At 36.1% G+C, this 9,340-nt stretch carries 10 protein-coding genes; 2 read left to right on the top strand and 8 right to left on the bottom strand.

Going from position 1 to position 9,340, the window contains the following annotated elements; translation table 11 throughout:
- Positions 1–227 precede the first annotated feature (227 nt).
- The 4 genes from Q0838_RS13835 to Q0838_RS13820 all read right to left on the bottom strand — a co-directional run bounded on the left by Q0838_RS13835 (position 228) and on the right by Q0838_RS13820 (position 3,731).
- Positions 228–1,553 carry a deoxyribodipyrimidine photo-lyase gene (locus Q0838_RS13835; RefSeq protein WP_298956378.1) on the bottom strand — a complete coding sequence of 442 codons (1,326 nt, stop codon included), beginning with the start codon at positions 1,551–1,553 and terminating at the stop codon, positions 228–230.
- A 7-nt stretch (positions 1,554–1,560) separates the two neighbouring features.
- The gene (locus Q0838_RS13830) at positions 1,561–2,256 is read right to left on the bottom strand and encodes an SDR family oxidoreductase (protein ID WP_298956373.1); all 696 of its coding nucleotides are present in this window, start codon (positions 2,254–2,256) and stop codon (positions 1,561–1,563) included.
- A gap of 51 nt (positions 2,257–2,307) precedes the next feature.
- Positions 2,308–2,775 carry an SRPBCC family protein gene (locus Q0838_RS13825; RefSeq protein ID WP_298956371.1) on the bottom strand — a complete coding sequence of 156 codons (468 nt, stop codon included), beginning with the start codon at positions 2,773–2,775 and terminating at the stop codon, positions 2,308–2,310.
- A gap of 203 nt (positions 2,776–2,978) precedes the next feature.
- Positions 2,979–3,731 (bottom strand): autotransporter outer membrane beta-barrel domain-containing protein, encoded by a 753-nt coding sequence (locus tag Q0838_RS13820; RefSeq protein WP_298956368.1) that lies wholly within the window; start codon positions 3,729–3,731, stop codon positions 2,979–2,981.
- Positions 3,732–3,851: 120 nt separating this feature from the next.
- On the opposite strand from Q0838_RS13820, the gene Q0838_RS13815 reads away from it, so the two are divergent.
- Together Q0838_RS13815 and Q0838_RS13810 are read left to right on the top strand one after the other, a co-directional pair.
- The gene (locus tag Q0838_RS13815; protein WP_298956366.1) at positions 3,852–4,037 is read left to right on the top strand and encodes a CsbD family protein; all 186 of its coding nucleotides are present in this window, start codon (positions 3,852–3,854) and stop codon (positions 4,035–4,037) included.
- Between the two features lie 7 nt (positions 4,038–4,044).
- A complete protein-coding gene (locus Q0838_RS13810; protein ID WP_298956363.1) occupies positions 4,045–4,332 on the top strand; it encodes a 4a-hydroxytetrahydrobiopterin dehydratase in 288 nt (95 codons plus the stop codon).
- 188 nt (positions 4,333–4,520) lie between these two features.
- Here the strand turns inward: Q0838_RS13810 and Q0838_RS13805 are convergent, their stop codons facing one another.
- From Q0838_RS13805 to uvrB, 4 genes are all read right to left on the bottom strand, one after another.
- Positions 4,521–4,844, bottom strand: coding sequence for a translation initiation factor (locus Q0838_RS13805; protein WP_298956361.1), 324 nt, complete (start codon positions 4,842–4,844; stop codon positions 4,521–4,523).
- Positions 4,845–4,884: 40 nt separating this feature from the next.
- Positions 4,885–5,436 carry a mechanosensitive ion channel domain-containing protein gene (locus Q0838_RS13800; RefSeq protein ID WP_298956358.1) on the bottom strand — a complete coding sequence of 184 codons (552 nt, stop codon included), beginning with the start codon at positions 5,434–5,436 and terminating at the stop codon, positions 4,885–4,887.
- Positions 5,433–6,350 (bottom strand): septum formation inhibitor Maf, encoded by a 918-nt coding sequence (locus Q0838_RS13795; protein WP_298956355.1) that lies wholly within the window; start codon positions 6,348–6,350, stop codon positions 5,433–5,435. The genes Q0838_RS13800 and Q0838_RS13795 overlap by 4 nt, the downstream gene beginning before the upstream one ends.
- Before the next feature lie 103 nt (positions 6,351–6,453).
- On the bottom strand, positions 6,454–8,454 hold the full coding sequence (gene uvrB, locus Q0838_RS13790) for an excinuclease ABC subunit UvrB (protein WP_298956352.1): 2,001 nt from the start codon (positions 8,452–8,454) through the stop codon (positions 6,454–6,456).
- Between the last annotated feature and the right edge of the window lie 886 nt (positions 8,455–9,340).

Genomic DNA, 9,340 nt, shown 5'->3' with positions numbered 1-9,340 from the left:
TGAGAACTTTTTTGTGAAATTTTATGTATTGCGATTTTAGGTGTATATGAGAACTTTTTTTAATTAAACGTTTAATAACGGCTAGAGCTTTTATTATTTCTAGGTGTAAAAAAGACCAACGCAACTGGTTGGTCTTATAGGTGTGTGTGATGGTGTAAGGAGTTGGTTGGGTGTTCTGCTTTCGCGCAAGCGGTATTTTTATAATGGTGTATGGTGTGGTGATGGATTTATTGAGAAACGGCTTCTTTATAAGTTTTTAAACAGCGCTCTCTGGCTTTTTTATGGTCTACCATCCTATCTGGATAATTATGGGTGTCGTATTCTGGGACGTGTTTTTTTATGTAGTTGCGGTTTTTGTCAAATTTATCTTTTTGGGTAATGGGATTAAAGATTCTAAAATAGGGCGCAGCATCTACACCGCTTCCTGCTGCCCACTGCCAGTTGCCTACGTTACTGGAGAGGTCGTAATCGAGTAATTTCTGGGCAAAATAGGTCTCGCCCCAGCGCCAGTCTATTAAGAGGTGTTTTATTAAAAAACTTGCTACTAGCATGCGTACACGGTTGTGCATGTGGCCGGTGGTGTTTAATTCTCGCATACCTGCGTCTACTAGGGCATAACCGGTGGTGCCGGTTTTCCATTTTTCAAATTCGCCCTCATTATTGCGCCACTCGATGCGGTCGTATTTTGATTTAAAGGCCTGGTCTTTGGTATGTGGGAAATGGTAGAGTATCTGCATGAAGAATTCTCTCCATATCAACTCGCTTAGGAATGTCTTGTTGTCTGCATGGTCTGCCTTGCGTACCATTTTACGTACACTTACTATACCGAATCTTAGGTAAATACCTAGTCTAGAGGTTCCATTTTCTAGGGCTGGATAGTTTCTTGTATTCTCGTATTCTTCTATAAGTGTAGGTGTGACGGTATAGGCTGGTATTTCTATACTGGATTTTTTAAATCCTATGTCGCTAAGAGACAGGTTGGGCAATCTACTGTTTTTAATACAGTTATCTAGGTAGTCGTGGGTGTAATAAAATTTTTGATCCTCGCCGCTGCCATGTTCTTTTCTAAAATTTTCTAGCCATTTATTTTTATAGGGTGTGTAAACGACATAGGGATTACCGTCTGCCTTTGTGATCTCGTCTTTTTCATATATAACTTGATCTTTAAAGGTTTTAAAATCTACATTATGTTGTGCGAGCAGTTGATCTATTTCTAGATCGCGTTCTAGGGCATAGGGCTCATAATCATGGTTAGTGAACACGGTGTCTACTTGATAGTCTTTAAGTAATTGCGTCCATACTTTTTTAGGTGTCCCATAGAGCATGGCTATAGAACTGTCGTGTTCTTCTTGCAGTTGTGAGCGCATGCGCTGCAGTTGCTCATGGATAAAGGTAACGCGTGCGTCGTCTTCTGGTAATTTATCTAGAATATCACTGTCAAATATGAATAAGGGCAGGACAGGAAGATCGCTTTTAAGTGCTTCTAGAAGTCCTACATTATCGTCGAGTCTTAAATCTCTACGCAGCCAAAATATGTTTACCTTTTTACTCATTATTTATTTATCCTAAATTTAAAGACCCCTTACCGCCGTTAACACCTATCACCTGGCCGGTAATCCAGCCCTGGTTTTGATTTAATAAAAATACGGCAAGGCTTGCAATATCTTGTGGTGTACCGACACGTTTAAGTGGGTGCATGTCGCCCATTTTTTCTTTTTTGGCATCGTTATTTAAGAGTCTGCCAGCGAGTGGTGTGTCTACTAGTGATGGTGCTATAACGTTTACTCTTACCGTAGGAGCATACTCTGCCGCTAGTGCGCGAGCATATCCTTCTATAGCACCTTTTGCAGCGGCTACACTGGTATGGAATGGCATCCCTGTACTTACTGCAACAGTAGAGAAATAGACTATGCTGCTGGTACCGTTTTTAGTCAGTAAAGGTAAAACCGTTCTGGTGGCTTTTATTAAGGAGAAAAAATTGATCTCCATATCTTCTTCAAAGTGTGATTGCTTCAACATTTTAAAGGGTTTTAGATTAATGCTACCAGGGCAGTACACAAAACCATCTAGAGATTCTGGCAGTAAACTGGTGTCTAATTCTTCTGTAAGTGCATCAAATGGAATGTGTGTCACACCATCTGGTAAATTTTCATTTTCTCTGGAGGCTACGTACAGGTTATTTCCTTCATGAAGGTGTTGTACGATGGCGTTTCCTATTCCGTGGCTACCGCCTATGAGTAGTATATTTTTTGACATTTTTGTGTTTTTATTTTGTTTTTACTATATAAGTAGAGACTTTGAAATCTCTTATTTTTCTTTAAATGCACCGAAGTGTTTGATGAGTGCGCTTTCGCGAAAGCGGAATATTTCTTCCAACTTTTTCTTAACTAATGGCGTCCCTAATTTACCTAGTAGACCGAATGGCAAGCGGTAGTGTATTAAGTCTTCCATGAGTATACCGCCTTCTATCTCTTTAATAAAATGCTTGTGGTGCCAGGTCGCATAGGGTCCATACATTTGCTCGTCCACAAAAAATTTGCCTTCTTCTACTTGTGTAATGTGAGTTACCCAGTTGGTCTTATAAAAGGGTAGCGGTTTTACAGAGTACTCTATGAGCTGTCCAGGATACATACCTCTTTCTGTACCGTACTGCACGACCATATCTAGTTCTGGCGGTGTGAGCAGTTTTAGGTTATTTGCATCTGTTAGAAATTCCCATGCCTTATCTATGGAGATGGGTAATTTTTGCTGTGAAGAAAATTGGATTAATTTCAAAATATTCTGTTTAAGGTATAAAGATAACCGTTAAACAAAAGATTTAGAATAAAGACTTGTTAAAATCTGTTTTTATTATGAACATAAATAATATTTAATTGTTTCCTGTAGTTATAGAAAACAGAAAACCTTTTTTAAACCTAGTGTTACTAAGTAATAGAAGGGTTTTAAAAGAGTTTTATAAATAGGAGTAGTACTAGCGTCTAGTCGTCATCGCGCCACTCGCCACTGCTGTATTCTTTACCTATGGCGATTTTTACACCTAGATTAAAGATAAGGTTAGAGGCATTTAATTTTTTCAATAAATTGGGTTGTATAGGTGCAGTAGAACTGTCATCTCTAAAAGAATAGGCGATAGGTTCACCTAGTGTTGTGTTGTATTGCGGTGAGAAGAATAGTTGTACACTGCGACGGAAATAGTAATTAAATCGCAAACCACCTTCTAGATAAGCACTAGATGAGGACGAGTTCTCGCTGTCACTAGAAAACACTTGTGTATTACCTATACCTATTTGTGAGACACTGTTCTCTGGACTGTTTAAAAAGGCGACTCCAGCTTTTACAAAGACATCAAATTGAAATCTGCCCTGAGTATAAGAATAGGTAGGACCTATGGCTATAGAAGTATTGGTCCAGTTGTTTGCCGTGGCTACTGTACGATCGTCTGTCTGAAAATCTATATAGCCGAATTCATTATACTGATGTCTTAAGGAAATACCTAGTCCTAGATGCTTATTAGTATAATACAGATATTCTGCTCCTATATGAAGTCCTGATCTAGCGACACTTCCATAATCTGAAAGAGGTTGTGTAACACCTAGATCTATGACTAGGTTTTTTCTAGGGATTTCTCTTAAATGTACGGCATCTTTAAAGGGTTCTGTTTTAAGTGAGTCTACTTGTGCCACAGCAGTGGCAGCGACTAGTGATACTATTAATAGGCTGATCTTTTTCATGGTTTAAATATAAGAGTTATGTGGGTATTTAAGAATCCATTAGTGCAGGATTAAGATTATTTTAGGTAGATGACGGTGATAGTCGCTGTATATTTAGATAAATCAATAAAAAACAACGTTATGAGCGACAAAGAACTAGAAGGAAAATGGGATCAAACAAAAGGAAAAGCCAAGGAAGAATATGGTAAACTCACTAACGATACCTCTACAGAGGCTGAAGGTAAGGCTGATCAAATAAAAGGTAAAATAGAAGAGGGAATAGGTGAGGCTAAAAGGAAAATAAAAAATACCTTTGACGATAAATAATAGAGCAATGGAAAAATTAACTGAAGCACAGATAGAAAAGCATTTAGAAAATGTAGAAGGATGGGATTATTATGATGATGCGATCCACACTACGTTTGAATTTGACAATTTTATGGACTGCTTTTCTGTAATGACGCGCATCGCGCTGGAGGCAGAAAAAATGGAGCATCATCCAGACTGGCACAACACTTATGGTACTCTAGAGATTACTCTTAGTACTCATGATGTGAACGGTCTTACAGAAAATGACTTTAAACTTGCTGCTGCCATTGAGCACATAGTAGGTGATGAGTAAGGTGTAATACCTTAAAAAATGAAAACTCCTTAATCGATCGTGATTAAGGAGTTTTTTTGTGTTTAAGAATTTTCTTTATTCTACATATTTTATTCAAGGACTAAAATCTCAGGTTACACAACGTGATATGAACTTACTTTATAGCTATTGAAGAAAACTGTGAGATACTTAAATAAAAAAACCAGTTTCTAACCACCTACACGTTTTACTTTAAAGCCTTTTTCTTTGAGCATTTCCATAATGCGATCGCGGTAATCGCCCTGGATGATAATCTGGTCGTTTTTAAAACTACCGCCTACACCTAGTTGGGTTTTAAGTTCTTTGGCTAGAATTTTAAAGTCGGCAGTGGCGCCGGTATAACCAGCTATTACGGTATTTACTTTTCCTTTACGTTTTTCAAACTTGCATTCTAAAGGATCTTCTTGTAACCAGATGTTGCTCTTTTCTGGTTGTTCTTCTTCTTTAAAATCGTGTTCTGGGAAAAGGTTTTTTAATTGATCACTTAAATCCATAATCGTACTTTATCTAGTAAATTTAATAAGTAAATTCTATTTAAACAGTTCTATCTACACTATCATCAGTAATGTCAAAAACAGAACCTTTTTTATCTTGTAAGATAGAAACTCCTTTTTGTAACAATAAGTTATTAGGGTAGGTGATTAACTCGCCCTCGTCGGTTTCTAGTAAGGTGTAAAAACCTTTTATATCGCTTATTACTGCGGTAACTGGCAAGTCTTTATCATGTATGCGTATGCGATCTCCTATTCTATAAGGAAAGGTGAAGTAAAGAATGAAACTGGCAGTTATGTTGCTCAAAATACTCCAGTTTGCAAATAGGGCCACACCTACTACGGCAAATGTAGAACCTAGTGCGACAAAAAAGCCTTTGGTATTAAATCCCCATATGAGAATAATAGCAATTACACATACGGTCCAGATTATATAACCGGTGTATCTTTTTAAATACTGCTTGCGCAATTCTGATCGATGAATTTTTTGAGACAGCTTTGCAGCACTCCATATAATTAACCGGTGAATTATAAACGTACCTAGTAAAAAAGAAATGGTTACTATTACTTCTGGTTTTGAAAAATATTCTCTCATATTCCTAGACTATCTCTTAAAACAGCATCTTTATTTGCGTTTTTACCCCAGTATGCAGATTTAATGGATTTCTTTAAAGTACCTGTAGAAACCATAGGTGTAGATCCATCTTTATAACGATCCATCCAGGATAGTATGCGGTAAGGAGATGTCTTTTCTGTTTTAAAAGCAATAGTTCTACCTAGATCTGTAAACTTAACACTGTATAAAAAGCCATCTTCCATCTCGCTTAATTTTGCTACGGCGTCATATGGTTTAGTCTCCACATGTTTAAGTCTTAAAAATTCTGTACTAGGTATGATTTTAATAGCACCAGTAGGCATAGCCTGAGGATCTAGTCTTAACTGCGCAGCGATTTGATTTTCTGTCATGACGTTTTCTATCTCAAAATCATCATTTCCTTCACTTTGAAAATAGGAGTGAAGCATCACCTCATATTCATCACCATCTTGATTCATTTGCATATACGTCTGTCCGCACCATTCTTGAATGCTGCTGGCTACTTTAATAGCATTGTCTTTTTTATCTAGAGGTAAAAAAGTACTGCTCATAATGTGATAAGGATAGATACCAGTATTAAAATCACGAGTGGCATTGAATTTAAGAACCGGTCTGTTAGAGTCGTTTGCTAGGTCTGCCTTTACCTGGTCTTTTTTATCAAAAGATTCTGTTACAAAAATCATCACCGCAGTTCCTTCTCTCATCTCTCCATATCTAGCCTGACTAAGATCATAGCTAGAAATCTCTGCTTCACCACTGTACCAGTAATCCTTAAATTCTTGAGTAAGTTCTCTGTTTTCTAGAGTTTCTAGAGGGTCTTCACCTATAATAGTTTTTCCATTGCTTTCTACATGGACCTTAGTAGTACAAGAAAGTATAGTTAGAGCGATGGCACAGATCAATACGTATTTCATAAGTTCAAATTTATACAAATGTAATTTTTAAGATATTGAAAATTATACTAATTTATTTTAAAACAAGGTCAATAAATGATTTATTAATAAAGAGTAAGAACACCTAAACCGTCTTTGCTTTTTCTTGCATCATTTTGATTTGATCTCTCAGTTTTGCAGCTTCCATAAAATCCAATTCCTTAGCCGCTTTTTCCATCATTTTGCGAGTTTCTCTTATTTTCTTTTCTAGTTCTGCTTTAGAAAGGTATTCAGCTTCTTCCTCGGCAGCTTTAAGAGATAGGGTTTCTTCTATGGCATAGGTGGCGGTATTCTTGCGGTACAATGCTGTTTCTAGCTTTTTCTTTATCGCCGTAGGTTTTAAACCATTTGCCTCATTATATGCAATTTGTTTAGAACGGCGGTATTCTGTCTGGTCTATGGTTTTTTGCATGCTTTCTGTAATTTTATCTGCATAAAGGACAGCGAGTCCATTTACATTACGAGCCGCACGACCTATGGTTTGAGTAAGGGAACGTTGATTACGTAAAAAACCTTCTTTATCTGCATCTAGAATAGCCACTAGAGATACTTCAGGTAGATCCAGTCCTTCTCTTAATAAGTTAACACCTATAAGCACATCAAAAATCCCACGACGCAAGTCAGATAATATCTCTACACGTTCTAATGTATCTACATCACTATGAATATAGCGACATCTTACATTAATACGCGTTAGGTATTTGGTAAGTTCTTCGGCCATGCGTTTTGTAAGCGTTGTGATAAGAACACGTTCATCACGTTCTTCTCGCAATCTTATTTCTTCTACAAGGTCATCGATTTGATTCTGGCTGGGACGTACATCTATTATAGGATCTAGTAAACCAGTAGGTCTTATAATCTGTTCTACGACTACACCATCGCTTTTTGCCAATTCATAATCTGCAGGAGTAGCGCTTACATATAAAACTTGATTTTGCAGAGCTTCAAATTCTTCAAATTTTAATGGACGGTTATCCATAGCTGCTGGTAATCTAAAACCATAATCGACTAGGTTTTCCTTACGCGATCTATCACCGCCATACATAGCACCTACTTGTGGCACACTCACGTGACTCTCATCTATGATCATTAAATAATCATCTGGAAAGAAATCTAATAAACAAAAAGGCCTCGTACCAGGTAAACGCCCGTCTAGATAACGACTGTAATTCTCAATACCAGAACAATAGCCTAACTCTCTTATCATTTCTAGGTCAAATTCTGTGCGTTCTTCCAGTCTTTTTGCTTCAAGAGGTTTTCCTATTTCTTTAAAATAGTCGGTCTGTTTTACCAGGTCTTCTTGAATGGAATGTATAGCGCCTTGTAAAATGTCTGGAGAAGTCACAAACATGTTTGCCGGATAGATGGTAATTTGATCAAATTTTTCAAGAACCCTTCCATCTACAGGATTAAAACGCTCTATATCTTCTATCTCGTCTCCAAAAAAGTGGATTCTAAAACAAGTGTCTGCATAACTAGGGAACACATCTAGTGTATCACCATTGATTCTAAAGTTACCACGATTAAACTCTGCAGTGGTTCTAGAATACAGCGACTGTACCAGTTTGTGCAACAATGCTGTTCTTGCAATCACCTCGTCTTTTTTTATTCTAACAACGTTTTTCTGAAATTCTACTGGGTTACCGATACCATAAAGACAAGAAACAGATGCCACAACTATAATATCACGACGTCCAGAAAGTAGGGAAGAGGTAGTGCTTAATCGCATCTTTTCTATCTCTTCATTGATAGAAAGATCTTTCTCGATGTACGTACCACTAGAAGGAATAAATGCCTCTGGCTGGTAATAGTCATAGTAAGATACAAAATATTCTACAGCATTATCTGGAAAAAAATCTTTAAACTCAGAATATAATTGAGCCGCCAGTGTTTTATTATGACACAAGACTAGGGTAGGTTTGCGTACTTCTTGAATCACGTTTGCAGCCGTAAATGTTTTACCACTACCAGTAACTCCAAGTAGAGTTTGAAATTTTGCATGATTCTCTATGCCTTCTACTATCTGCTTAATGGCCTGGGGTTGATCTCCCGTAGGAGAAAACTCTGATACTATATTAAATTCCATGAACTGTAAAAATAAGATTTTTGTAATTCCGCTTTCGCGAAAGCAAGGTTAAAATAACCATAATGATTAGTTTATTTTTTAAAACTCATGAGCATTCATGCTGCGACGGTATAAAAGCGCCACTTGATGGCTATAATTTAATCTAGGCAACTATGGCTGGTTATAGATTTTATAGAAGGCTTACTGGGCTTAGATAGCTAAGTAATTTAAAATGAATACCACTGCATCTATTTCATTTTATTACGGTAATGGGTAAGTCGTTCTGTTCTTAATTTTGTGGTCCACTGGCTATAGAATACGATAAGAATTTAATTAAATGAGCTTTAAGCTAAAAACATATAGTTTTTTATTAATAATCTTTAATTTCTAGTAAGTTATTGAAAACCGGTATATATTTTAAAGTTTGTACATATGTCCACTCCAGGTTAGAACAAAATAGGATGTAATGACTTGAATACATTTTTATATTCAAAGTGGTTAGATAACTAATTTAATTAATAAAGATCCATTTTAGATCGTTAAAGTGTTTTAAATCAAATAGATATTGAACAATTGTTAATAATTTTGTATTAATATTTTTTTCAATTTTAGTGATTTATCTGATTTTAAAAAGTTAAAATTTGTATTTTATTTATTTGATTGATATTGTTTGATTTATAATAGTTTTTGTATCTTTTTTAATAAATTTTAACCACTTAAACTATCGTTTGATCTGATTTCCATAAAATTTATGAGTATAAATTTAAATTGAGTATTTTTGTTTTACTTATAGTATAATACAACATATTCTATGAAAAATTTAATTATAGTATCAATAGCGTCCTAAACGTTTAAAAAGAGAAAGGGAAATTTGTTCCTCAAAGTTACCTTTGTGGTGCAACACAAA

Origin of the sequence: uncultured Nonlabens sp., assembly GCF_947495285.1 — a bacterium.
In the GTDB taxonomy this organism is placed as follows: domain Bacteria; phylum Bacteroidota; class Bacteroidia; order Flavobacteriales; family Flavobacteriaceae; genus Nonlabens.
The sequence above is the reverse complement of the archived record's forward strand: the minus strand, read 5'-3'. Positions and strand labels throughout refer to the sequence as shown.